This window comes from Qipengyuania pacifica, assembly GCF_019711555.1.
Classification (GTDB): domain Bacteria; phylum Pseudomonadota; class Alphaproteobacteria; order Sphingomonadales; family Sphingomonadaceae; genus Qipengyuania; species Qipengyuania pacifica.
The window spans coordinates 927136-951263 of sequence record NZ_JAIGNQ010000001.1; the positions used below are offsets into that span (position 1 = coordinate 927136).

Consider the following 24128-nt stretch of genomic DNA (forward strand, 5'->3'; position numbering starts at 1 on the left):
TAGGATCTGTGGGAGGCATCATCGGAACGTTTGGCGGCGCGGCTGCCCTGGCACTGTTCGCCTGTGCGTCGCCGTCTCGTGCACAAGAGGCTGGCGAAGATATCCCGGCTTACAGCACCGCAACCGATTTGCCCTCTCTGGTCGTCGACCCCCTCGATGTCGACTTCAGTGCGGCCCAGCTTACCTATCCCGCTTCAGGCGTTGAACGGGCATGATACTGGAAGACACGGTGCTGGATATCGCTGCGCGCGGCATCATTCTGTCTGCGGGAGCCATTGTTTGGGTCGTCATCCTGATCCGCATCAACGGTTTGCGATCCTTGTCCAAGATGACGAATTTCGATTTCGTCATGACCGTGGCCTTGGGCAGCTTGGTGGCTGGGGCGGCACAAGCCAGCAGCTGGAGCGGGTTCGCTCAAGCATCGGCCGGGATGCTCGGCCTGTTTGTAGTCCAGTTTATCGCTGCTTATATCCGCAAGACGTCGGATGTCGCAGAAGCGATCATGCAGAACGAGCCGGTCTTTCTGATGCGCAACGGCAAATTCCTGGAGGACGCGTTACGCAAAACCCGGGTGTCGAAAAGCGATCTGATCGCAAAACTGCGCGAGGCGAACGCGCGCGACCTCTCGTGCGTACGGGCCGTGGTTCTGGAAACCACGGGCGACGTTTCCGTACTGCACGGTGACGCTCTGGATGAAACCCTGATCGGGGATGTCCGGCGTCTTTAGCGCCTGTCCAGCCAGCGTGCGAAAGCCACGCCGCCCGTAATCAGAAACGGAACCAGCACGAAGCTGAGTGCCACCTTGGCGATGACTTGCCCGATGAGCAGATTGGTTATCTCGAATTGCCCGTAAAAGGCGAGCGTGATGAAGATGACCGAATCGATAGCTTGGCTGAGTGCGGAAGCAATTGCGCCGCGCATCATTAGCGAGACGGCTGAGGTACTCTGCGATGAGCCGCGTAGACGCGAAAAAATCCAGACATTGAGTAGCAGCGATACGATGTAAGCCGCGGGCCCGGCCATCCACACGCGCCACAGTGTAGCATGGACGCGCTCGAAAGCTGCGAGGTCCTCACCGCGAAACTCGACCATCTCTACTGAAGCAGGAAGATTCAGTACAAGTTGCATCAGTAGCGAAGCGATGAGCAGCGGAATGAAACCCCACCAAACGATCCTATTGGCAAGCTTTTCGCCGTACAGCTGTGCGATGGTGCTCGATATCACGACCAGAAGCAGAAAGGCGAAGATGCCGGATTCCACGGCCAGTTCGGTCGGCCATAGCTGAACCTGCTTATACGCGAGAACGCCTGCCAAGACTGTCATTCCCCCGTAGATTAGAGTGTAAACGAACAGGCCGAGCGGCATGGCGGCAGCGGCAGGCCGGATTTCGTTGGCGGGTTCTGTCATGGATGGATCTCGTGGAATTCGGGGACGGCTTGGCCATCGGTGAGCAGTGAAAATTGACTAATGGGACGGTGCAAGCAAGACAGCGGCTAATTTCATCCGCAACTTGTAGCGTCCGAAGGGAAGCCGATGTCGCCCATCCTTATCAATATTATCGGCATTCTGGCGATTTTGCTGGTCGCATTCTTGCTGTCGACCGGCAAACGGAGGATCAAACTCAGGGTCGTCGGTGCAGCCTTCGCGCTGCAGACTCTGATGGCTTTTCTTGTACTGGCCACGAGCGGCGGGCGTGCCGTGATCCAAGGCATGGCTAATGGGGTGGCCGCCCTCCTTTCCTATGCGGACCAGGGAACGCAGTTTCTTTTCGGCCCGAACGAGACGAACCCGTTGGCGAACACCTTTGCACTGGGCGCGTTGCCGGTGATCATCTTTTTCGCAGCCTTGGTCTCGATCCTCTATTATCTCGGCATCATGCAGCGTGTCGTGCGTTGGGTCGGCGGTGCAATCGGCTGGGTGACGGGGATATCGAAGGTCGAATCGCTAGGGGCCGCGGCGAACATTTTTGTCGGCCAATCCGAAAGCCCGCTTGTCGTACGCCCGTACCTCGCTGCACTTGCGCCCTCTCGGCTGTTTACGCTCATGGCGGTGGGGATGGCCGGCGTTGCCGGCACGATCCTTGCCGCTTATGCCGGGCTGCTCGGCAATGCCTATCTGCCCTTTCTCCTGGCTGCCGCATTCATGTCGGCCCCTGGCGGCATATTGATGGCGAAGATAATCATGCCCGATGACGGCGAGCCGTCTCCCGAAGCGGAGGGCGAGTTGCCGTTGCCGCGTGGCCGGATCAGCGGCGAGGGACCTGCCGCGCTCACCGAGAGCGAGAGGGAAGTGGAGATCGCAGAGGCCTTCGAGGAGGGCGAGCGTCCCGCCAATGTCATCGAAGCGGCCGCACAGGGCGCGCAAACCGGGGTTAAACTTGCGGTCGCCGTTGGCGCGATGGTCCTGGCATTCGTCGCGCTGGTAGCCCTGGCCAATGGTCTTCTGGCGGGCGTCGGCGGATGGTTTGGCTATTCGGACCTCAGCTTCCAGAAGCTGCTCGGCTTCGTCTTCGCTCCCATGATGTATCTGATCGGCATTCCGTGGGATCAGGCTGGCGCTGCGGGCGGACTGTTCGGGACGAAGATCGTGCTGAACGAGTTTGTCGCATTCATCGAGCTCGGGACGATCGGCCCCGAGGTCCTGACGGAACGCAGTCGCGCTATTATTACGTTCGCCTTGTGCGGTTTCGCCAATTTCAGTTCGATAGCCATTCAGATGGCAGTGACCGGCGGGCTCGCTCCCAACCAGCGGCCGGTCATCGCCAGGCTTGGTTTGCGAGCGCTTGCCGCCGGTTCTCTCGCCAACCTTATGAGCGCCGCGCTGGCGGGTCTTTTCCTACCGTATTAAAGGGCTTCGCCATGACCGATTCGAACATCGATATCGCGGTAGTGTCGCTGGCACAGCCGCTGGACAGCATAGCCGATGAGCTGGGCCGTAGCTTCGAGCAATACGGTTTCGCCGTCATCCGCGATCACGGCATCCCGCAGGACCTGATCGATCGCGCCGAGGCTCTGTCCAAAGAATTCTTTGCGCTCCCCGATGATATAAAGAAGGCGTATCACACGCCTGGTGGCGGCGGGGCTCGCGGGTATACGCCGTTCGGGACCGAAAAAGCCAAGGATGCCAAGGTCCATGACCTGAAGGAATTCTGGCACGTCGGTCGCCAGCTGCCGGAGGGCCATGATCTGGCGGAATATATGCCAGCCAATATCTGGCCGGCCGAGATCGACGGATTTCGCGAAACCTTCCTCGAACTTTACGCAGCATTCGAAGAGGCCGGCGGCAGGGTGCTGGAGGGCATCGCGCTTCATCTGGGGCTACCGCGCCAGTTCTTTGCTCCTACGGTAGAGGACGGCAATTCCGTCATGCGCCTTTTGCGGTATCCTCCCCTCGAAGGCGCAGAAGCGGAAGGTGCGATCCGCGGAGCCGCGCATGGCGATATCAACACGATCACATTGCTGCTCGGTGCTGAAGAGGCCGGTCTGGAACTCCTCACCGCGCAAGGCGAATGGAAAGCCGTCGCCCCGCCGGAGGGTGCGCTGGTGGTCAATATCGGCGATATGCTGGAAAGATTGACCAATGGCCGATTGCGCTCGACCAAGCATCGGGTGGTCAATCCGCGAGGCGAAGCGGCTTATCGCGCGCGGTATTCGATGCCGTTTTTCCTGCATTTCCGCCCTGATTATGTTATCGAGACGCTGCCTTCGTGCATCGATCCGGAGCATCCGGAGAATCGACCCGATGCAATCTCCAGTCACGAATTCCTCATGCAACGCCTGCGCGAGATCAATCTCGCGTGATCTGGTGCGGCGCACCAATTTGTGCGTTGCAAGAAAACCATAATCAGGAAAATTCCGGACTCGTTGCCTGATTGCAACACCATCAACGTGTTGTTCTGTAAGTGCAATTTTGATCGGACACCTGAACCCTCGGCAGAAGTATCACGGTTGTCTTGACTCTGTCATATTTCCATCGCTTTGCGGAAACGTGTCCCGCCTAGCGGGGGCTCACCTCTCGCATTGCAATCCCGCATCAAGAGACTGAAGGGGTCTACTCTGATGAAATTCAAGTTTCTCCTGGCCGCATCGGTGGTCAGCACCGCCAGCGCCATGGTCGCCGTTCCTGCCGCCGCGCAGTCGACCGGCTCGCTCAACTTCGACGACGATGTCATCGTCGTGTCGGGTGCGCGCAGCACCGATGTTGGCGGGGTCGATATACCCGATTCGCCGAAGGCCAAGGTTCAGCTCGATTCCGAACTGATCCTGCGCCAGGCACCCGGCCAGACGATCAACGACACGTTGAACCTCGTCCCCGGCGTCAGCTTCACCAACAACGATCCCTTCGGTTCGCTCGGTGGCAGCTTCACCATCCGCGGCTTTAACTCGGATCGTATTTCGCAGACGTTCGACGGCATTCCGCTGAACGATTCGGGCAACTACGCTCTTTACACCAACCAGATGGTTGATCCTGAAATCATCGAAGCGGCCACTGTTACGCTCGGCTCGACCGATGTTGACAGCCCGACCGCTGCGGCCGCCGGTGGCACGATCAATATTCGTACGAAGGTTCCGGACGATGAGTTCGGCGTTTACACTGCCACCACCTACGGCAACATCATTTCGCGCGGTAATCCGGGCGATCGCATGATGTACCGCTTCTTCGGCAAGGTCGAAACCGGCGAGCTTACCACGGGCGGCCTCAAAGCCTTCTTCAGCGCTTCGACCACCGAGAATGAATCCACCTTCTCGAACTATGGCGGCGTCAACAAGCAGCAGTATAACGGCAAGATCTTCCAACCGCTGGGCGACAACGGCGACTTCATCTCGATCGCTGCCCACTACAATGTGAACCGCAACAACTTCAACGGTTCGCCCTTCCGTTTCGACGGCACTTCTAATCCGATCGCAGAGCCTGAGGATCGCTTTTACGACCTTTCTGACGGTACGCCTTGCACGGTTGTGACCGGCGTAACAGGCGCGCCGGATACGTATAATACCTGCGGTACGCCGTTTGAGCGTCGTTACAATCCTTCGAATACAGGCAATGTTCGCATCAATTCGCTCTTCACGCTGAGCGACAAGCTAACGCTGACCGTGGATCCTAGCTTCCAATACGTCAAGGCGAACGGCGGTGGTACCTCGGTGGGTTTTGAGGGGGCTTCCGTAGATGGCTTTACAGGCGGCCTGTTTACAACCGATGCACGAAACGCTGCTCGCCCTACTCGCTCCACGCAGTACTATTACTTCGGCGGAGTCGATCTCAACGGCGATGGTGACACTCTCGACTATGTCACGATACTTTCGCCGAGCCACACTCGTACCAACCGTTACGGTGTGATCGCCAACCTCATCTACGATATCAATCCGGATCACCGGGTACGTCTCGCTTATACGCTCGACCACGCGCGTCACCGCCAGACGGGTACAGCTGGACTGCTGCGTCAGAATGCAGAGCCGTTCGACGTCTTCCCTGCCAACGATCCGCTTCTCGATGCGGACGGCATCGCTCCGCAGAAGCGCAACCGGAAATCGTTTGCGATCCTCAACCAGATTTCTGGCGAATATCGCGGACAGTTCGGCGATCTGACTGCTACGCTGGGTGTGCGCGCACCGTTCTTCGAACGTGAGCTCAACCAGTACTGCGTGACGACCGACGCCTCGGGCAACGTCAACTGCATCAATGGCGCTGAAGCGATTGCTGACTATCTTGCAGCGAACCCCACGTTCGTGGCGCCTACGTCGGCTACCTATAAATATGACAAGCTGCTGCCGAACATCGGGCTGAACTACGACATCACTCCGTCGGCCAGTATTTTCGCAAGTTACGCCAAGAACCTCTCGGTACCAAGCACGGACCCGCTCTATGGATCGCTGTTTGTCGGCGTATCGCCAGTTCCGGAAACGTCGGACTCTTTCGATCTTGGTGTTCGCTATCAGACTGGTAACATTCAGGCGCAGATCACGGGCTGGTACAACCAGTACAACAACCGTCTTGCAACTGCATACGATCCGATCTTGGACCGTTCGATCACGCGTAACCTTGGGAAGGTCGAAAAGTACGGCGTCGATGGCAGCATTGCCTGGAAGCCGTCCGATCCGTTCCTGCTGTATGTATTCGGTTCCTATCTGAAATCCGAAATAGATGAAGACGTGCAGACGGGCGAGACTACCTTTGCTCCGACTGCTGGGAAGCGTGAAGCAGGTGCTCCGCGTTACACGCTGGGCGCTCGCGCACAGGCTGATCTTGGACCGCTCGAACTGGGCGTGCAGGTCAAGCGCACCGGTTCGCGCTTCTTAAACGACATCAACACCATCGAACTACCGGGATATACGGTGGCCGATCTCGATGCCCGCCTGTCGCTTGGCTACTTCAACGAGGACTTCGACAAGGCGTTCATCCAGATCAACGTCGTCAATCTCCTCGACGAAGTCTATATCGGCTCGGCTCCGACCGGTCTGACGACCTCAGGCGAATTCGTGAATATCGGCAGCCCACGTGCGTTCACGGCATCGTTGATCTGGGGCTTCTAAGCTTCCAGTTCGCATAAAGTATGTAGGGCGGCTCTCCTGCTTGGAGGGCCGCCCTTTTTCGTGTGGATCATCGATGGTGACCGGAACGGGCACTGGAGCTATGCGGTTGTTCAGAAATGAACGAGCAAATCACTCGCTACTCCCAGATCCGGCGAAAACCCAACCCATGGGTGATCGCGCTGATCGTGCTCCTTCATGTCGCCATTTTCTATCTCCTGATACGCAGCTTTGCGCCGTCCGCGGTCTCGCAGGTCGAACAGAAGGTCGTATCTGCGTTTACCGTGACGGTCACGACTCCCGAGCCGGAGCCAGAACCCGATGAGCCCGAACCTGCGGGCGCGCAGGGTGACCCGGGTCGCGAAGCGGTGCCGCAACCCGTTACTGCACCCGAACCGCCCATTCGCAGACCTGATGCCCTGCCTGCACCCCGCGCGTCGTCGACCGGCACAGCGGAAACATCGGGAGCTACAGACGACGGGGCAGGCACTGGTCGCGCGGGTGAAGGAGACGGCACGGGGAGCGATACGGGCGGTAACGGTCAGGGCGGCGGGATCGCAACCAAGCCAGTGCTAACCCGGGCGATTACCAACGCCAGTGCCTTTCCAGTCCCTCCCGGGGGGAGGCAAGCCCGCATTGGTCAATCGGTCATTGTCCGCCTGACCGTCTCGGCGGAAGGGCGCGCGACGCAGTGTAGCATCTACCGTCCAAGCCCCTTTCCGGAAACCGACGCAACCGTATGCCGGTTGGCATTGGATCAGCTCCGGTTCGAACCAGCGAGAGATTTTGCCGGGAATGCGGTCAGTGCGACTTTCTTCTACCAGCAACGCTTCTTCAATTAAGAAGCTAGACCTTTGGATCAGGACAGACTGCCGACCATTTCGACAAGCTCATCCTTGCCGTAGGGTTTGGTAAGGAGGCCCGAGGCTCCAAGCTCTTCCACACGGTCCTGCATTTCGCCGTACCCGGTTGCTAGCCAGAAAGGTATACCCAGTTCCTGTAGCTTGCGGGCCACCGGCTCGCTGTTCTCCCGACCGAGATTATAGTCGAGAATGGCCATGGCGGGAGGAGACTTCGCCAGCGCATCCAGAGCGCCGGCGACGGAGCTTTCTATACGGACCTTCGTGATGCCCATCTCCTTCAGACAGTCTTCCGCATCGAGAGCGATAATCATGCTGTCTTCAACCAGCAGGACGCTTTCTGGAAGATTATCCAACGCTGTTGCCTTTCGTTGCTTTGCCTGGGCAGCCGCGCCGGCGGTTTCGCGCGCACGCCATTCGACGAAGCGGGCAGGGATGCAGAAGCGCGCTTCTACCCCTTCCAGCCGGTAATCGATTTCTGCAGTGCCCTTGAGTTCATAAGGGATGGAGCGCTCGATGATGGTGCTGCCAAACCCGCGCCGCTTGGGCGGCTTTACCGGTGGTCCCGCGCTCTCGCGCCAGGTTGCACAGAAATTGTCGTCGTCGTCGCGGCTGACGATCACTTCCAGCTGACCGGACTGATCGCTGAGTGAGCCGTATTTGGCGGAGTTTGTCATCATCTCGTGAATGACGAGCGCCATCACCGTATAGGCTTCCGGCGCGATCATGGCCTCGGGCCCCTGCACATCCAGGCGGTCCTTCTTGCCGGTCAGATAGGCATTGGCTTCGGTTTCGATGAGTTCCGAAAACGGGGCGTGAGACCAGTTGCCCTTGGTGATATTGTCATGGGCCGATGCGAGTGAACTGATCCGGCCTCCAACGATCTGAGCGAAGGTGTCGATATCGGGCGCATCGTGTTTCGATTGGTTGATCAGGCCACGGATAAGATTGAGGATATTGCGAACTCGGTGGTTCAGCTCCGCAATGAGCAGTTCCTGCTGTTGCTGAGCCTTGGCCCGCTCTGCGACTGCCTCGTCGGTTAAACGCAGAATGATTTCGAGCAGGGTGACGCGCAGGCCTTCAGCGATGTCCAGTTCTGCTTCCGACCATTTCTCCGCACGGCCCTCTACGGTTTCCTGCCATGCTTCGAAGCTCTTTCGTGGCGTGAGGCGATCGCCATTCGGACCTGTTTCGACCGGTTTTTCCGGATTGCCCGCCCATACGACCGTTTGCGTAAGCGGCTTGCGCCAGAGGACCAGATAATCGCGCGGGGTGCGCGATACGGGAATAATCAATGCCCCCGCCGCGCGATCGGCAAACCGCGTCGCCCGCGGCATTCTTTCCGCGATCTGTTCGCTTGCCAGCAGCCGGCTCGTCGCAGCGGCATTGAGACCGGGTACGATGGCGCGGAATTCTTCCTCGTTCGGGGCAGACCCACGTGAATCGTAAATATCCTCGACGAAGATACTCACGCCGTCATGGGGAATGACCTGCTGGATGACCGGTTCGATCATGGGAAGACTGGAAGACAGGGGCGTCCCTGCTGCCACGTCACGCATCAGACGCGTGTGGATATCGCGCCCCAGATCGCGCCGGTTGGCGATCTGGCGCGATAAGGTGCGGTCCAGTACCAGTGAGAACAGTTCGGAGAAAAGCTCCGCCGCCGTTCGCTGCGTGTAAGGCAGCAGTTTGGGGCCATAATGATGACAGGCGAAGAGCCCCCAAAGCTTGCCACCGACTATGATCGAGATGGAGAGCGAGGCTCCCACGCCCATATTGTGCAGATATTCGATATGGATCGGTGAGACCGCACGTAGTGCGCTCATGCTGAGATCGAGCGGTTCCCCTTCGAGCGAAATGCCGGGCTCGATCGGCACGGGTTCAGCTTCGACATCGGCGATGATCCGAAAGCGATTACGCACATAAAGGGCGCGGGCCTGCGTCGGAATATCCGATTTGGGATAGCGCAGACCGCGGAATTTCTCGAGATCTTCCCGGGCTGCTTCGGCGATGACCTCTCCTGAAAGATCGTCGCGGAAGCGATAGACCATGACCCGGTCGATTTGCAGCGTGTGACGAAGCTGCCGGGCAGCTTCCTCGACGAGTGGCAGCAAGTCCGCGTGCTTCTCGAGGCGGCTCATGATTGGCCGCAGGACGGCAAGCTGGCGGTTGAGATCGCCCGCCGCGTGAGGCTCGATTTCGATTATCGTGTTCGCACCTGACGAATGCAGCGCACAGTCGAACAGATCGTCCGTACCGAACAAGGCTACCCCGAAAAGTCGTTCGACCTGATCGGGAATGGCCAGGTTCGCCGCCGCGCTGCGCAGCAGGTCCATCGCGCCTGGCGTCATCAATCGCGTCAGGCTGGCCCCTATCTCGACCGTGCGTCCACGCCCGAAGATGTCTTCCAGATTGGTTGATCGATGCGCGACAAACCAATCCGAGTTGACGGCGATCAATGCGCCGAAAGCCTGAATCTGGCCCAGCTGATGGATTGGTTCACGATCGCAATTGGACAGCGTGACATTGGATGGGTTCGTCATGCTGGCTCAATTACCCGAGTATTCATGGCTACTTGCTGAAAATGGGCGAATGTCGCTTGCGCTGCCATTAGGACCGCCTGGTCGTCCGTCAAACTATGTGGCCTCTCTAGTGCGGGTCGCAGATCTTGCCAGAACTGCACCATCCGGGGATCGGAGAGGAACGAGGTCGGAAGCGCAGTGCCTGTCTTCTTCAACCGCTTCAAAAGCGCACGATTACCTAGCGAAGAACCGGCCAGCACCCAGACCGTGCCCATGGGATCGGCGTCTGCCGACGGAACGAAGGCAGGCGGGTTGTCCGGCAGCGCGCAGCGCAGCGCCGCCAGATCGCGCGCGATCAGGTCCGTCTGGTGCGGAGGCATTGCCTCGACATGGCTTTCCTGAAGCCAGTTCTCGACACCGACCCGGGCATGCCATTGGATTTGAAGAAACTTTGCATAAGCTGCCTCGTCATCGACGACGAGCTCGCCCATTAGCAGATCCAGCCGTTCATGGCTGTCCGCGGTGGCTTCCCTGAGATAATCCCTAGTGGTGCGACCCACTGCCTTAGATATCGGCATTCGCTCGGCCTCGCTTTCCCTACCGCTGCGCCCACGGAAGCGGATGCATAAACAATCGATGGCCGAATGCACGCCCTTCCTCGACGCAAAGCGAACGGGATTGCAAATGGTTCCTGAGAAGCGAAATTTGGACTGTGCAGCGCGCCTGGTTACTTCGGCGCGATCAGCTTTTGTCCTTGCTGGCGGATAGCACTCGCCACCATGGGTTCGACGAACGAAAGCGCAGGGGGCAGGTTTACTTCGAAGATAACCTGCGCATCCTCGATGATGACGCTGCCGTCGATGCCCTGACCCATGGCCTTGACCGACAAGTCCATCCGGTCCTCGTTCGGCCAAGCCGTCTGCACATCCGCCACGCCCCCGGGAACGAACTGGCCGATTTCATGGCTGCGTGCGTGAAGGCGTCGCCGCACCTCTTCCTTGCCGATGTCGTGGGGAATAGGAACGCGCATCAGCTCTTGTTCTCCAATTGCGGGCTCGTCTGGGCCCCTTCGCCGAATTTGTAATCCAGATAGCGGTGCTTGATCGCGAGATCGTCGAGCGAGCCTTCCGCAAGCTGCCGGGTGATGGAATCGATTTCGCCGCTGATCTTGCCGAGGCTGTCGGTCAATTGCTCGTCCGGCGTAGAACCGGCGCGCTGTTCGTTGCGCAGATGGGCAGGGATGCGGCGGTAGCTGTCGATCATCTCGGGCAGCTGTTCTCCCACCAGACTGCGCACTTCGCGTGCCTTGGGGTGGTTCTGGTCGAGCCCTTCGAGCTGCAGGCCCAGCGCATCGAGCTGCACGCCCATATCGTCGATTATCCGCGCGGCTGGCGCAGGGAGGGCGGGGCGCTGCGCTTCGAGCCACAATTCGGTGCGGCCGACCATCTGCCGGACGTTGCCCTTGTTGATGTCCGCCCGCTTGGGCGTGCCCATTTTCGGATAGCTGGAAAACACCGCAATCGCGATGATGCTGGCCACCAGCACACCCATCACGCCCCAGAAACCGATGCCGCTGAAGATCGCTCCGGCGACACCGCTTGCCAGCCAGATTGCAAATACCGCGATCACGACGTTGCGGACCTTCTTCAGCAGATGATCGCGCTTCGCCTTGGCCGAGCCCTGCCCGATCGAGGGCGCGCGCCGGTGGCGGCCGCCTTCGCGGTTGTCGCGCACCAGCGCCTTGCTTTCGGACAATATCCGGTCGCTGTCGCGGGTGAGGTCGTTCACGATGCCGCCCTCAGCCCTCGATGCTCAGCAGGCCGCTTTCGGCAACCTGCTTCTGGGCCTGCGCCTGGCCTTCGGCGCGTGCGATATAGCCCTTCGACTTCTCGACCTCGTCGGTCAGCAGCGTAACCGTCTGCTTCATGCTGTCGAGCGCGCGCAGCTTGAAGCTATCGACCTCGTCCATCGTGTCGTAGATGTTCTGGAACGCGCGCTGCAGCGTTTCCAGCGGGATCGTGCTCGCGGCGGCCTGTTCGTGGATCTTGCCGGTCTGGTCGCGCAGCAGAGTGCTGGTGGAATCGATGATGCCCGCAGTCGTTTCGTTCAGGGCCGTGATCTGTCCCAGCACCAGGCGCTGGTTCGTCATCGCTTCGGCCACGGTTACCGCGGTGCGCAGCGCACCCACGGTCGTGGTGCTGGCACGGTCCACCCCTTTGACCAGCTCGACATTGTTCTTCTTCACCAGGTCGAGCGCGAGGTAGCCCTGCACGCTGACCGCCATCTGCGTGAGCAGGTCCTGCGTACGCTGGCGGACATAGAACAGCGCGGTTTCGCGAACCGCCTTGGCTTTGGCCGGATCGGTCGCGTCGAGTTCGGCGGCCTTGTCTTCCAGCTTCTGGTCCAGCGTGTTGGAAATGTGGATCATCTGTTCCAGATTGCCCATCGCCTCCCACAGCTTCTGCCGCTCCACGTCGATCGCGGCATTGTCCATGATCAGCTCGTCCTTGCCGCTGGCAAGGTTGTTGAGGATCGACTGGATATGCGTCTGCGCGCTCTGGTAGCTGCGGAAATAATTGGTCAGCTTGTTGCCGAACGGAATGATGCCCAGGATCTTGCGCGGGCCGGCCAGCTTGCCGCGCTTGCCCGGATCGAGCTCTTCGACGACACGCCGCAATTCGGCCAGATTGGCGCCGACGCCTTCGTCCTTGTCCATGGCCCGCACCGGGCGGTCCAGGAAACGGTTGGACATGCCGGCCGCGGCCATGATTTCCTTGCGGCCCATATTGGTGAGCTGGTCGACCTTCTTGCCGAACTCCGGCGAATTCGCATCCTGCGAAATCAGGTCTTCGACAAACCCGTCGACCTTGGTTTCCAGCTTGCTCTTCACCTCGTCCGAAACCGGTACCAGCCCGGCAGCCTTCTCCGGCTTGACCTCGGGCACCGGATCGGGGGGCGTCAGGTCGAACGCGGTTTCGGTGGCAGTCTGCGTTTTCGTATCGCTCATGGGCGCAGGTCTCTCCAAGCGGCTATGATCCTGTATTAGGGTGGCAATACACGATCTTCAAGCGCACTGTCACCCGGCGCGGCGATAGTGCCGCGCCCTGGCGGGCAAGCGCAAGGCAATTCTGCTGCCGGAAAATCCTCAGGCAGCCAGGTCGAGCGGGGTGATCTCTCCCGACAGGTACTGCTTCTTCGCTTTCGCCCGGCTCAGCTTGCCGGAACTGGTGCGGGGCAGGGTGCGCGGGGGGACCAGTTCGACGACGCAGCTCATGCCGGTCACGCCGCGCACCTTGTCCGCGATCTGGTCGCGCAGCTTGATCCGTTCCTCGGGGTCGGACACCCGGCAGTGGACCAGCACGGCAGGCGCTTCTTCACCGCCTTCGGTATCGATGGAAAAGGCCGCGATGTCGCCGTGGTTGAAGCCCGGCAATTGCTCGACCGCCCATTCGATGTCCTGCGGCCACAGGTTCTTGCCGTTAATGATGATCATGTCCTTCGCACGGCCCACGATGAACAGGTAATTGTCGGCCATGTATCCCATGTCGCCCGTGTCCAGCCAGCCATCGACCAGGCAGTCGTTGGTGGCTTCCTCGTTACGGAAATAGGAATGCATGACGCTTTTGCCGCGGCACCAGACCTTGCCGATCTGGTGATCGCCGCGGATCTGGTCGTTCTCCCCGCGAATTTCGACTTCCATGCCCGGGATCGGCTTGCCGCAGTTCACGATGGCGCGATACCGTGCGGGCTTGGACAGGTCGCGCGGGCGCCCCGACAGGCGCTCTTCCTCGACCAGTTCGACCCGGATGCCTTCGCCCGGGGGCATGACGGTAACGGCAAGCGTCGCCTCGGCCAGGCCATAGCTGGGATTGAAACTGCTCGCCTGAAAGCCTGCATCGGCAAAGGCGTTGACGAAGTTCTGCATCACGTCGGGGCGGATCATGTCGGCCCCGTTGCCTGCGACCCGCCAGCGCGACAGGTCGAACCGATCCTCGACATGCGTCTGGCTCGAAATGCGGCGTGCGCAGATGTCGTAACCGAATGTCGGCGAATAACTCAGCGTGGTGCCCTTGTTGCGGCTGATCAGATCGAGCCAAGCAAGCGGGCGGCGCGCAAAATGTTCGGTCTTGAGATAATCGACCGAAACCTGGTTGGCGATCAGCGACAGGAAACAGCCCACCAGGCCCATGTCGTGATACCACGGCAGCCAGCTGACCACGCGGTCGTTCGTGCCGATTTCCATCGATTCCGCATGGCCGCGCAGATTGTGCAGCAGCGCTTCGTGGGTTACCGCAACGCCTGTGGGAAAGCGGGTCGATCCGGATGAATATTGCAGATAGCAGATGTCTTCCGGCTTCGCTTCGGGAAGCTCGGCCTCGGGCGCAGGGCGCTGGTTGAAATCTTCCCAGCTTTCGCCCGCGCAGCCCTGGCGATCGGCCGCGGCCTTGGCCATGTCCGAGATCTCACCCGGATAGATCAGGATTTTGGGATCGGAACTCTGCAACTGAACGGAAAGCTGGTCGATATAGCTTTCCTTGCCGCCGAAGGTGGTCGGCAGCGGCAGCGGAACCGGCCATGCCCCCATCAGGGTACAGGCGCAGAAAAGCGCCGCGAATTCCGGGCTGGTCTCCGCGACGATTGCGACGCGGTCTTCCTTTTCGATGCCCATCGCAACCAGGCGGTATGCACCCTGGATCGCATCCTCGCGCATCTGCACATAGGGGTAACTGCATTCCAGCGTGCCACGCATGTCATGGAAGTTGAGACCCTTCGCACTCCGCGCAGCGTAGTCGATGGCTTCGTTGAAGGTCGCGAAATCCGAACGGCGACGCGGCAGGTCGCAATCGTTCGGCGTCGGCGAAATTTCGGCGTCGGTCATAATTTTCGGCGATACCCGTGAATAGCTGGTGCCTTACGGCTTACCTCATTGCGCTGTTAATGCGCAAACCGGCGGCTGCGCACTCTCCCACGTTTCCCATTCTTAAAGGACTGTGGCAGGAATATGGCCGATGAATGATGAACGCGCAACATCTGGTCACACTCGCCGCCGCGCAAAACCGCTTGATCGCAATCGACTGGAAGAATTGGCGCTCGCCTATGTGGCGCGATTTGCGACGAGCGCGGGCAAGCTGCGGACCTACCTCAGGCGTAAATTGCACGAGCGCGGATTTGTCGATGGCGAAGAACCCGACATCGAAACGCTGATCTCCAGCTTCGTGGACAAGGGTTATGTCGACGACGAAGCCTATGGCCGCGCCAAGGCCAACGATCTGGTCGCCCGCGGCTATGGCGGGCGGCGTGTCGAACAGACCTTGCGGTCCGCCGGCATCGCGGAGGATCTTCGCGAAGTCCTGCAACCGGATGAAGCCCACATGCGACAGGCGGTTGTGGTTCTCGCCCGCAAACGCCGGTTCGGGCCGTTCGGGCGATTAGGCGAAGCGGGCGCCGAAGACGCCCGCAAACTTCGTGAAAAGCAGCTTGCCGCAGTGGTCAGGGCGGGCCATGATTTCGACATGGCACGGCGCGTCATAGAAGCGTCCACGGTCGAGGAACTGGAAGAATGGGTCACGGAAGCTTCGGACGAACTCGGCTGAGGGGATCGGGCTGCGCTCTCGCCATGCTGGCGGCGCTGGCCGCCTGCTCGCCCCAGACCCAGGCCGAAGCGTCGGCGGACAAGGGGCCGACTGCCGCTGGCACCGCGGCGGCTGCCAATCATCCGATATCCGGTTTGCGGGTGGTGCCGCTGACCGTGACGAGTGGGGACGAACGAATCGGCTTCAAGGTCGAAGTCGCCGACACGCCCGAATCTCAGGCGCGAGGACTGATGTTTCGCACCGAACTCGGTGATTTCGAAGGCATGATCTTCCCCTATGGCGGGGTGACGGCGCAGAGTTTCTGGATGAAGAACACGCCGCTGCCGCTCGATATCATCTTCATCGGTCCGGATCGGCGGATTTCCAACATCGCCGCGATGGCAGAGCCTTATTCGCTCGAATCGGTCTATTCCGTCGGTCCGGTGCTCGGTGTGCTCGAATTGCGTGGCGGTCGGGCACAGGAACTTGGCATAGAGCCGGGCGATTTGGTGGAATGGTGATCATCGAATGGCTTGGCCACTGCGCGCGAATCCGCTAACCGCGCGACCATGAACTTCCTCGGCAAGATTTTCACCTGGTGGGACGGCGCCACGATCGGCACTCTCCTGTGGTCCTCACGCAATGGGGAGCATGTCGGCACAGATGTGCAGGGCAACCGCTATTATCGTTCGAAGAAGAAGACCGGTGACGGCCGGGAACGTCGCTGGGTCATTTACGAAGGCACCAATGACGCGAGCCGCGTTCCGAGTGAATGGCACGGCTGGCTCCACGGGGCGTTCGATGACATACCGGAAAGCAATCTTCCGCCTGCTCGTATCTGGGAAGCCGATTATACACCGAATGCCACTGGCACGGTAGGCGCCTACCGCCCTGCCGGTGCGCTGGAAATGGGTGGCAAGCGGGCCAAGGCTACAGGCGACTACGAAGCCTGGTCGCCAGAGGCGTGACCATGCGCAGGGCATTCGCCCTTGTCGCTGCGACGGCGGCTGTTGCGGCCTGCGGGCAGGAAACTGCCGAACCCGAAGATGCCATCCGGACGACGATCCCGGAAAGCGTGCAGCAGGCGGAAACGCCTGTGCAGCCTGCCGACGAAGCGAATATCGGCACACCCATGGCGGAACGGGTCGCGACGCTCGGCCTCCTCAACAAACGCAACAATGTCAGCCAGGATCTCGAAATGCGTCCCGGCGAAGAACAGCGTATCGGCGACGTCATAGTCCGCCTTCAAGCGTGCGAGCGTACGGCTCCCTGGGAAATGCCGAAGGAAACGGGCGCATTCGTGCAGCTGCTCGTCCGGCAACGCGGCACCGAAGACCAGTTCGCGAAAGTCTTTTCGGGCTGGCTGTTCAAGAACTCGCCCAGCCTGAATGTCGTGGAACACCCGATCTACGACGTCTGGGTCAAGGACTGTGCGATGGATTTCCCGGGCGAAGAAGATGCTGCGAATCGCGCGACGGCGTCGGGTAGCGACGCTGCGGGATAGCCGTCTGCGGCGATCAGCATGTCCATATACCGCGATTGCGGTACGGCGACGGCCCCCATGGTGGCCAGATGATCAGTCATGAACTGGCAGTCGAGCAGGGCAAAACCTGCCTGACGCATCGCCGCGACAAGCCATGCCAGCGCGACTTTGCTGGCATCGGCGGTGCGGCTGAACATGCTTTCGCCGCAAAATACCCGCTCGAAGCTGACGCCGTAGAGCCCGCCGACTAGCTCGCCGTCCTGCCAGCATTCGATGGAATGGGCGTGTCCGGCCGCATGCAGCGCGCGGTAGCTCGCCTCGATCCTGTGGCTGATCCAGCTTTCGGCATGTTCCTCGCGCGGGGCGGCGCATTCGCCAATCACATCGGCGAAACGGGTGTCGCAAGTGACGTGAAAACGATCTTGCCGCAGCACTTTCTTCAGGCTTTTCGAAAGACGAAACCCGTCGAGCGGAATGATCGCTCGCTCGCGCGGCTCCACCCAGTAGACTTCGGGATCGCTACGGTGGTCGGCCATGGGGAAAACGCCGCCACGATAGGCGCGCAGCAGAAGTTCGATCGGAATTGGGGGCGAAACGGGAGCATGCATAGGCTGGAATAATAGCACTTCATCTCAACAAGCGATATGCGCCTTGCCAAGTGTCGGTGGCCATACTAATGCGCGCCCTTCCTGCAGGGGTGTAGCTCAGCTGGTAGAGCATCGGTCTCCAAAACCGAGGGCCACGGGTTCGAATCCTGTCACCCCTGCCATTTCCTTGTCCTTCAGCGCTTGTGCGCGGCTTGCCTGCGCCCTATCGCGCTGCCCATGACCGACAAGAAAAGCGAACGCGATCTGTCTGATCGCAAGTTCTATCCGGCCGACAAAGAAGCCGAATTCGAAAAAACGCAGCTGCAAACGCCGCAGACAGCCCATCCTGCCTATAAACTGGCATTTCAGGATACGGACTTTCTCCTGCGCGACGAATTGCGCCCGGTGCGGTTCCAACTCGAACTGCTGAAGCCGGAAATGCTGCTCGACGAAGCGGGCGTGGGCTCCACGCTGGTGATGTACGGCAGCGCGCGCATTCCTCCCGAAGATGCCTGCGAAGCGGCGCTCGAAGGGGCCAAGGATCTGCCCGAAGACGAACGGCGGGTCGTCGAAAACCTCGTGAAGAAGAGCAAATATTACACCGAAGCGTACAAGCTGGCGCGGATCGCTTCCGAACGCTCGATCATCGAAAATGGGAAGCGCCAGTTCGTAGTGTGCTCTGGCGGCGGTCCGTCGATCATGGAAGCGGCCAACAAGGGCGCCAGCGATGCGGGTGCCGAAAGCGTCGGGCTCAACATCATCCTGCCGCACGAACAGGCGCCGAACCAGTATGTGACGCCGTATCTATCGCTGAACTTCCACTACTTTGCGCTGCGCAAGATGCATTTCCTCCTGCGCGCCAAGGCGGTTGCGGTCTTCCCCGGCGGCTTCGGCACGTTCGATGAATTCTTCGAACTTCTCACGCTTATCCAGACCGGCAAGATGAAGCCGATGCCGATCCTCCTGTTCGGCAAGGATTTCTGGACGCGCGTCATCGATTTCGAGGCGCTGGCCGACGAAGGAACGATATCCAGGAAAGATCTCGATCTGTTCCGCTGGTGCGAAGATGCCCAGGAAGCCTGGGATCACATCAGCGCTTTCTACGAACTCTAGCGAGGGATTTCTTCGGGCGGTTCCAACTTGCGAACCGCCTGATGTCCCATCGGGCCCGATCCCTCTCCGAAGCCGGGCGCATTCTCTATCGCGGCATAGGTGAAGGCACGCGCAATGCGCACGGCGTTGACCAGCGGCTGGCGATATCCAAGCATGGTCGCCAGCGCCGAAGACAGCGTACACCCCGTCCCATGCGTATGCCGCGTCTGGATCCGCGCATGGGCGAAGCTGGCTAACTTGCCGGTGGGCGACACGATCCGGTCGATGACCTGCGTTTCGTCGCCCGCATGGCCGCCCTTGGCCAGCACTTGTACCCCGAAACGGCTGGCGAGCGCTGCTGCCGCATCGAACACCTCGTCATCGGCGATCGCTTCCCGCCCGGCCAACACGCCCAGTTCGGGCAGGTTGGGGGTGACGACAGTGGCGATGTCCATCAGCGCCGCGAAGCTGGCGATCGTGTCTTCATCGGCCAGGATCGACCCGCTTGTAGCAACCATGACCGGATCGAACACGATAGGCCCCGCAAAGGTGTCGAGCCGCTCAGCAAGCAAGGTTGCTGTCTCGGGCGAACCAAGCATACCGATCTTGATTGCATCCGCACCGATGTCGGACAGGCAGCTTTCGACCTGATCGAGAACAAACTGGGGCGACAGCGCTTCCACCCCAACGACACCGCAAGTGTTTTGCGACGTTACGGCGGTAATGGCGGTCATGGCATAACCGCCCAGCATCGTGATCGTCTTGATGTCTGCCTGAATGCCGGCGCCGCCTGAGCTGTCCGAGCCGGCTATGGACAATATGCGGGGGGGAGGGGGAGCGTTCTCGCTCATCCGGCGCCTGTCGAAGTGCCCTGAGCGCGCAGGCTTGTTGGGGGGTATTTCTCGTGAAGCCTTTTGGGGCGTGTCGGGCGGTCCATCAGCTCGCCCTTGCAATTGGGGCAGATGTCATCGAGTTCGTCAGCACATGTCGCGCAAAAGGTGCATTCTAAACTGCAGATGAAGGCTCCGGCGGCTTCGGCAGGCAGTCCGGCGCCACACCGGTCGCATTCGGGTCGCATCTCCAGCATCAGGCGGCAGCCTTTACGGCTTCGCAAATCCGGTCGACTACCGCCTCGACCTGAGCCGCATCGTCACCTTCGGCCATGACACGGATGACCGGCTCGGTACCGGACGCACGAATGACAAGGCGGCCCTTGCCCGCCAGTTCGTTCTCGGCATCGGACATCGTCTGTTTGACCACTGCATTCTCCAGAGGTGTGCTGCCAGAGTAGCGGACGTTCTTGAGAAGCTGTGGTACCGGATCGAAGACATGAAGCAATTCGCTGGCTGGTTTGCCCGTGCGCACCAAACTTGCCAGTACGCTGAGCGCGGCCATGGTCCCATCGCCAGTCGTGGCATGGTCGGTCAGGATCATATGTCCCGATTGCTCGCCGCCAAGGTTGAAACCTCCAGCACGCATGCGTTCAAGTACGTAACGATCGCCTACCTTGGTGCGCTCAAGCGTCAGGCCCATGCTTTGCAAATATCGTTCGAGACCAAGGTTCGACATGACGGTGGCGACGACACCGCCACCCCTTAGTGCGCCTTGCTCGTGAAGGCGGGTAGCGATCAGACCCATAATCTGATCGCCATCGACGGTGTTGCCTTTCTCGTCGATAACTATCAGCCTGTCCGCGTCCCCATCCAGTGCGATGCCGATATCGGCACCTTCTTCGACAACGCGCTCACGCATGGCGGCGAGGGAGGTCGAGCCGACCCCATCGTTGATGTTGGTGCCATTAGGGGAAACGCCGATTGCGATCACGTTCGCGCCCAGTTCCCATATGGCGCTAGGGGCTACTTCGTATGCCGCGCCGTGAGCGCAATCGACGACGACCTTGAGCCCATCGAAACGTATCTCCGAGGATATGGATTGCTTTACGGCATGAATATACCGCCCGCTTGCGTCGTCGATCCGGCGGGCACGACCGATGCGGTCAGGTTGAACCAGCAGCGGTTGCTGTTCCAACAGGAGTTCGATTGCTGCTTCGGCGTCGTCCGAGAGTTTGTATCCGTCTGGTCCGAACAACTTGATGCCATTATCCTCGAAGGGATTGTGGCTGGCGGAAATCATCACGCCCAGGTCGGCGCGCATTTCGCGCGTCAGCAGCGCGATCGCAGGTGTGGGTAATGGTCCTGTCATGATGACGTCCATTCCCACGCTGGTGAAACCTGCGACCAGGGCGCTTTCCATCATGTAACCCGACAAGCGTGTGTCCTTGCCAATGACCACACGGTGGCGATGTTCGCCGCGTAGGAAATGGGTGCCGGCAGCCTGCCCGACGCGCATGACAGTAGCGGCCGTCATTGCGCCTTCGTTCGTGCGACCGCGAATGCCGTCGGTACCGAAAAATTTGCGTGCCATCTATCCGCGATCCCCTTTTGCCGATTGACCCATGGCCCGATTGGAGCATGAATAAAAGACCGACCGTCCCCCTTTTCGCGCGTAATATCGTGGCTATGTGCAACCACGCGCGCGCCAATACGTTAGGGACGCGAGTACGAAATTCTTTCACACCAACCCAAGAGGGGAAAATCAATGGCTTTTGAGCTGATCGACCTGCCTTACGAAGACACCGCGCTGGAGCCTGCCGTATCGGCAAAGACCCTGTCGTTCCATCATGGTAAGCATCACAAGGCGTATATCGACAAGACTAACGCGGCGATCGAAGGCGGCGATCTGGCAGACAAGAGCCTGGAAGACGTCATTGCTGCCGCTCGTGGCAGCAATGCAGGCCTCTTCAACAACTCGGCACAAAGCTGGAACCACGGTTTCTACTGGCATTCGATGGCAGCCGACGAAACCGGCGCTTCCGACGAGCTGAAGAGCATGATCGATGATGCCTTCGGGTCGACGGACGGTTTGAAGGAAAAGCTTGCCGAGCGCGGAGCCGGACATTTCGCTAGTGGCTGGGTGTGGCTCGCCGTGAAGGGCGGCAAGCTGAGCATCGAAGAAACCCATGATGGCGATACGCTCGCAGATCAGGGTGAATTCAATCCGCTTCTTGTGATCGACCTGTGGGAACACGCATATTATCTGGACCACCAAAATGCGCGTCCGGCCTATCTTGATGCGGTTAACGGCAAGCTGAACTGGAAGTTCGCAAGTGAAAACCTTGCGCGCGGAACAACCTGGAAATATCCCGGCTGATCAAGGCTTCATGTGAAGTTTCCAAAGCCCGTCGCCAGAAATGGCGGCGGGTTTTCTATTCGGCGCCCTGTTCCGCGGTGTCTTCTTCGTCGAAAAGATTGGCAGTGAACAACGGTTCGCCAAAAATGAAGCCAACCAGATTGGGCCTGCCGATATGGTCGAATAACGCGGTCAGCATCAACAGGATCGGAACGGACAGCAGCGCCCCGAATACGCCCCAGATCCATGTGAAGTAGGATAGCGCAATGAGGATCATGACCGGATTCATCGTGAAGCGAGCACCAAGTATGGAAGGAGTTACCAGATTTGCTTCAACGGTGTGTAGCGCAAGGTAAGCAAGAGCCGGCACAAGGCCCAGCAAGATTGTATCTGAAGTCCCGATCCCGAAGAGCCCCAGCAATGCAATCATCACAATGGGGCCGACATAGGGGAGGAAATTAAGGAGCGCCGCAAGGCCGCCCCACATGATCGGCGCGTCTATGCCCAGGGCCCAGGCGCCCAAGGCTACTATGATTCCGACCACAGCGTTGATCCAGCCGACCGTCAGGATGTACGCGGCGACGCGGTCCTGCACTTCGCGAATGACGCGCGCTGCCTTGATGCTGGTACCGAAACTCGCACGACCGAACAGTAGTCGCTGACGAAGTCTCACCCGCGCCTCTATCATGAAATACGCCATCAGGAGCGTCAGCACCACTTCGAGAACCACACTCGGGGTGGCGAACGCCACCTGCTCCAGCAGGCTGGGTGCCGCCAGTACCACTTCGCGCGTGCTGTCGGTGTTCATGAAGGTTGCCAGCTGTTTATTCAGCGAGGCTACCCAGGCAAATTGCTCGCGAACTTCGCCGAAGCGGGCCATTACCTGCTGGGCCATGGCCGGAACATCGTCGAACAGCGCGATTGCCGGCTGCAGGATCGTTGCCAGTGCCAGCACCAGAATTGCGAAAAAGATGATGAGAGCGGCAAATGAGGCAAGGGCGTTGGGAAGGCCCCAGCCGTTGAGTTTGTCCGCCAGTGGCGAAAGAATAACCGTGAGGACCAGCGCGGTTACCACCGGCAGAAAAACCACGGAGCCGATCGACAGCACGAATGGCAAGGCAAAGAAAAGACCTAACCCGATTAGCAAGACGAGCGAGGAAATAAGGCGCAGTTCCTGCTCGGCAAAAGCACGACGACGCGACCGGCGTGGTATCGCCGGCGCATCGCCTTGCTGAGGTGACTCCGTCTCGTTCATAACAGACTATCTGCCTCGCGCTGCAAGATGTGACAAGCGGCCCGAAGGCAAAGATAATCTAGCTGCGGCTGGAACCCTGCCCTGCGGCCACATCGTCCAATTCTTCGAGAATTGCGCGGTGGGCGGCATCGTCACCGATTGAGCGCTTGGGAATGTTTCCATCCGCCAGCATGGCGTTGAGTGCAGCGCGCGCACGTCCGACGCGGCTCTTGATCGTGCCGACCGCGCAGTCGCAGATAGTTGCTGCTTCTTCGTAGGAAAAACCGCCGGCGCCAACCAACAGCAGTGCCTCGCGCCGTTCCGGTGGAAGGGTAAGCAACGCCCTGTGCATATCCGACAAATGGATGGGTTCTTCCTGTCCGGCAGGCGCCGTCAGCACGCGCTCTGCAACGGTTTCGTCATACTCCCCGCGAAAACGGTTGCGGCGCATATCGGTCAGATAGGCATTGCGCAGAATGACGAAGGTCCAGGCCCGCATGCTTGTACCCGGCTGAAAACGCTCCTGTGCGGCCCACGCCTTCAGTAGCGTCTCCTGCACCAGGTCGTCCGCCATGTCGGCACGCCCGCAAAGACCGCGTGCAAACGCACGAAGGTGGGGCACGACATCGGTCAGTTCACGCTTGAAATCGGCTTTTTCGGAGGCCGTCCGTTCTTCGGGCGGCATCAGCTGTTGGAATCCAGCTTGTCGATCAGATCCTGAAAGCTGTCAGGCAGCGGCTCTTCGACTACGGAGTCGTAGAGCTGCTTGAGGCCGTTGGCCCAGTCAGGGTCTTTTTCTTTTCCGGACCCGCTGGAAGCGGCAGGTGAACCGCTGGCGGGTTGCCGCTGCGGATTTCTCGGCGTGTGTGATGTCATGGCTTAAAAGATATTGCCCTCTTAGAATTCCCGCCAGGGCCTCTGAACAGACGCAGCAGCGGAAAAATTCGATCCCGAACGTGCTTCGCACAACGCACATGGCGGCACAGTGTTCCCACCCATTTCATTTCGGAACCAAATGGCGTGCGCAGCATACTATATCGCCGGGTAAATCGTCAGGGGCA

26 protein-coding genes and 1 tRNA gene are annotated in these 24128 nt (G+C 59.8%); 13 read left to right on the top strand and 14 right to left on the bottom strand.

Going from position 1 to position 24128, the window contains the following annotated elements:
- The first annotated feature begins 8 nt into the window (after positions 1-8).
- Positions 9-215, top strand: coding sequence for a hypothetical protein (locus tag K3177_RS04540; RefSeq protein ID WP_221597247.1), 207 nt, complete (start codon positions 9-11; stop codon positions 213-215).
- Entirely contained in the window at positions 212-727 is a 516-nt protein-coding gene (locus K3177_RS04545; RefSeq protein ID WP_221597249.1) for a DUF421 domain-containing protein, read from the top strand. Before K3177_RS04540 ends, K3177_RS04545 begins: the two co-directional genes overlap by 4 nt.
- Here K3177_RS04545 and K3177_RS04550 read toward each other — a convergent pair.
- The gene (locus K3177_RS04550) at positions 724-1407 is read right to left on the bottom strand and encodes a queuosine precursor transporter (protein ID WP_221597251.1); all 684 of its coding nucleotides are present in this window, start codon (positions 1405-1407) and stop codon (positions 724-726) included. The genes K3177_RS04545 and K3177_RS04550 overlap by 4 nt on opposite strands.
- Positions 1408-1533: 126 nt before the next feature.
- Here K3177_RS04550 and K3177_RS04555 point away from each other — a divergent pair, with 126 nt between their 5' ends.
- The 4 genes from K3177_RS04555 to K3177_RS04570 all read left to right on the top strand — a co-directional run bounded on the left by K3177_RS04555 (position 1534) and on the right by K3177_RS04570 (position 7369).
- Positions 1534-2847, top strand: a complete 1314-nt coding sequence (locus tag K3177_RS04555; RefSeq protein WP_221597253.1) for a NupC/NupG family nucleoside CNT transporter — start codon at positions 1534-1536, stop codon at positions 2845-2847.
- Positions 2848-2858: 11 nt separating this feature from the next.
- Entirely contained in the window at positions 2859-3800 is a 942-nt protein-coding gene (locus K3177_RS04560) for an isopenicillin N synthase family dioxygenase (RefSeq protein WP_221597254.1), read from the top strand.
- 258 nt (positions 3801-4058) lie between these two features.
- A complete protein-coding gene (locus tag K3177_RS04565) occupies positions 4059-6530 on the top strand; it encodes a TonB-dependent receptor (RefSeq protein WP_221597256.1) in 2472 nt (823 codons plus the stop codon).
- 116 nt (positions 6531-6646) lie between these two features.
- Positions 6647-7369, top strand: a complete 723-nt coding sequence (locus K3177_RS04570) for an energy transducer TonB (protein WP_221597258.1) — start codon at positions 6647-6649, stop codon at positions 7367-7369.
- 17 nt (positions 7370-7386) lie between these two features.
- Here K3177_RS04570 and K3177_RS04575 read toward each other — a convergent pair whose 3' ends face one another.
- From K3177_RS04575 to K3177_RS04600, 6 genes are all read right to left on the bottom strand, one after another.
- A complete protein-coding gene (locus K3177_RS04575; protein ID WP_221597260.1) occupies positions 7387-9930 on the bottom strand; it encodes an HWE histidine kinase domain-containing protein in 2544 nt (847 codons plus the stop codon).
- The gene (locus K3177_RS04580) at positions 9927-10559 is read right to left on the bottom strand and encodes a biliverdin-producing heme oxygenase (RefSeq protein ID WP_221597262.1); all 633 of its coding nucleotides are present in this window, start codon (positions 10557-10559) and stop codon (positions 9927-9929) included. The genes K3177_RS04575 and K3177_RS04580 overlap by 4 nt, the downstream gene beginning before the upstream one ends.
- Positions 10560-10636: 77 nt before the next feature.
- Positions 10637-10939 (bottom strand): polyhydroxyalkanoic acid system family protein, encoded by a 303-nt coding sequence (locus tag K3177_RS04585; protein ID WP_196847659.1) that lies wholly within the window; start codon positions 10937-10939, stop codon positions 10637-10639.
- On the bottom strand, positions 10939-11697 hold the full coding sequence (locus K3177_RS04590) for a conjugal transfer protein TraF (RefSeq protein ID WP_221597264.1): 759 nt from the start codon (positions 11695-11697) through the stop codon (positions 10939-10941). Before K3177_RS04590 ends, K3177_RS04585 begins: the two co-directional genes overlap by 1 nt.
- Before the next feature lie 10 nt (positions 11698-11707).
- A complete protein-coding gene (locus K3177_RS04595; protein WP_221597266.1) occupies positions 11708-12916 on the bottom strand; it encodes a toxic anion resistance protein in 1209 nt (402 codons plus the stop codon).
- A gap of 138 nt (positions 12917-13054) precedes the next feature.
- On the bottom strand, positions 13055-14788 hold the full coding sequence (locus K3177_RS04600) for a fatty acyl-AMP ligase (RefSeq protein WP_221597268.1): 1734 nt from the start codon (positions 14786-14788) through the stop codon (positions 13055-13057).
- Between the two features lie 130 nt (positions 14789-14918).
- Between K3177_RS04600 and K3177_RS04605 the strand changes: the two genes are divergently transcribed.
- The 4 genes from K3177_RS04605 to K3177_RS04620 are packed head-to-tail and all read left to right on the top strand — an operon-like array spanning position 14919 to position 16986.
- Positions 14919-15503, top strand: coding sequence for a regulatory protein RecX (locus K3177_RS04605; RefSeq protein ID WP_221597270.1), 585 nt, complete (start codon positions 14919-14921; stop codon positions 15501-15503).
- Positions 15470-16003, top strand: a complete 534-nt coding sequence (locus K3177_RS04610; RefSeq protein WP_247714219.1) for a DUF192 domain-containing protein — start codon at positions 15470-15472, stop codon at positions 16001-16003. The genes K3177_RS04605 and K3177_RS04610 overlap by 34 nt, the downstream gene beginning before the upstream one ends.
- A 48-nt stretch (positions 16004-16051) precedes the next feature.
- Entirely contained in the window at positions 16052-16450 is a 399-nt protein-coding gene (locus K3177_RS04615; RefSeq protein WP_103024491.1) for an NADH:ubiquinone oxidoreductase subunit NDUFA12, read from the top strand.
- Between the two features lie 2 nt (positions 16451-16452).
- Positions 16453-16986 carry a DUF2155 domain-containing protein gene (locus tag K3177_RS04620; RefSeq protein WP_221597272.1) on the top strand — a complete coding sequence of 178 codons (534 nt, stop codon included), beginning with the start codon at positions 16453-16455 and terminating at the stop codon, positions 16984-16986.
- Here K3177_RS04620 and aat read toward each other — a convergent pair.
- Complete coding sequence (aat, locus tag K3177_RS04625) at positions 16890-17573, bottom strand: leucyl/phenylalanyl-tRNA--protein transferase (protein ID WP_221597274.1); 684 nt, start codon at positions 17571-17573, stop codon at positions 16890-16892. The two genes, K3177_RS04620 and aat, sit on opposite strands and share 97 nt — an antisense overlap.
- Positions 17574-17658: 85 nt before the next feature.
- On the opposite strand from aat, the gene K3177_RS04630 reads away from it, so the two are divergent.
- Together K3177_RS04630 and K3177_RS04635 are read left to right on the top strand one after the other, a co-directional pair.
- Positions 17659-17734: transfer RNA gene (locus K3177_RS04630), tRNA-Trp, on the top strand.
- 55 nt (positions 17735-17789) lie between these two features.
- The gene (locus K3177_RS04635) at positions 17790-18665 is read left to right on the top strand and encodes an LOG family protein (protein ID WP_103024493.1); all 876 of its coding nucleotides are present in this window, start codon (positions 17790-17792) and stop codon (positions 18663-18665) included.
- On the opposite strand, the gene thiD is transcribed toward K3177_RS04635, so the two are convergent.
- The 3 genes from thiD to glmM are packed head-to-tail and all read right to left on the bottom strand — an operon-like array spanning position 18662 to position 21068.
- Complete coding sequence (thiD, locus tag K3177_RS04640) at positions 18662-19495, bottom strand: bifunctional hydroxymethylpyrimidine kinase/phosphomethylpyrimidine kinase (protein WP_221597276.1); 834 nt, start codon at positions 19493-19495, stop codon at positions 18662-18664. The genes K3177_RS04635 and thiD overlap by 4 nt on opposite strands.
- The gene (locus tag K3177_RS04645; RefSeq protein ID WP_221597278.1) at positions 19492-19731 is read right to left on the bottom strand and encodes a DUF1272 domain-containing protein; all 240 of its coding nucleotides are present in this window, start codon (positions 19729-19731) and stop codon (positions 19492-19494) included. The genes thiD and K3177_RS04645 overlap by 4 nt, the downstream gene beginning before the upstream one ends.
- Complete coding sequence (gene glmM, locus K3177_RS04650) at positions 19731-21068, bottom strand: phosphoglucosamine mutase (protein WP_221597280.1); 1338 nt, start codon at positions 21066-21068, stop codon at positions 19731-19733. Before glmM ends, K3177_RS04645 begins: the two co-directional genes overlap by 1 nt.
- A 174-nt stretch (positions 21069-21242) precedes the next feature.
- On the opposite strand from glmM, the gene K3177_RS04655 reads away from it, so the two are divergent.
- Positions 21243-21854 (top strand): superoxide dismutase, encoded by a 612-nt coding sequence (locus K3177_RS04655; RefSeq protein WP_221597282.1) that lies wholly within the window; start codon positions 21243-21245, stop codon positions 21852-21854.
- A 55-nt stretch (positions 21855-21909) separates the two neighbouring features.
- On the opposite strand, the gene K3177_RS04660 is transcribed toward K3177_RS04655, so the two are convergent.
- Genes K3177_RS04660 through K3177_RS04670 form a run of 3 tightly spaced genes read right to left on the bottom strand, consistent with a single transcriptional unit; the run spans position 21910 to position 23943 of the window.
- Positions 21910-23088, bottom strand: a complete 1179-nt coding sequence (locus K3177_RS04660) for an AI-2E family transporter (RefSeq protein WP_221597284.1) — start codon at positions 23086-23088, stop codon at positions 21910-21912.
- Positions 23089-23146: 58 nt separating this feature from the next.
- Complete coding sequence (locus K3177_RS04665; protein ID WP_103024499.1) at positions 23147-23752, bottom strand: sigma-70 family RNA polymerase sigma factor; 606 nt, start codon at positions 23750-23752, stop codon at positions 23147-23149.
- The gene (locus K3177_RS04670) at positions 23752-23943 is read right to left on the bottom strand and encodes a NepR family anti-sigma factor (protein WP_103024500.1); all 192 of its coding nucleotides are present in this window, start codon (positions 23941-23943) and stop codon (positions 23752-23754) included. Before K3177_RS04670 ends, K3177_RS04665 begins: the two co-directional genes overlap by 1 nt.
- Positions 23944-24128: the final 185 nt, after the last annotated feature.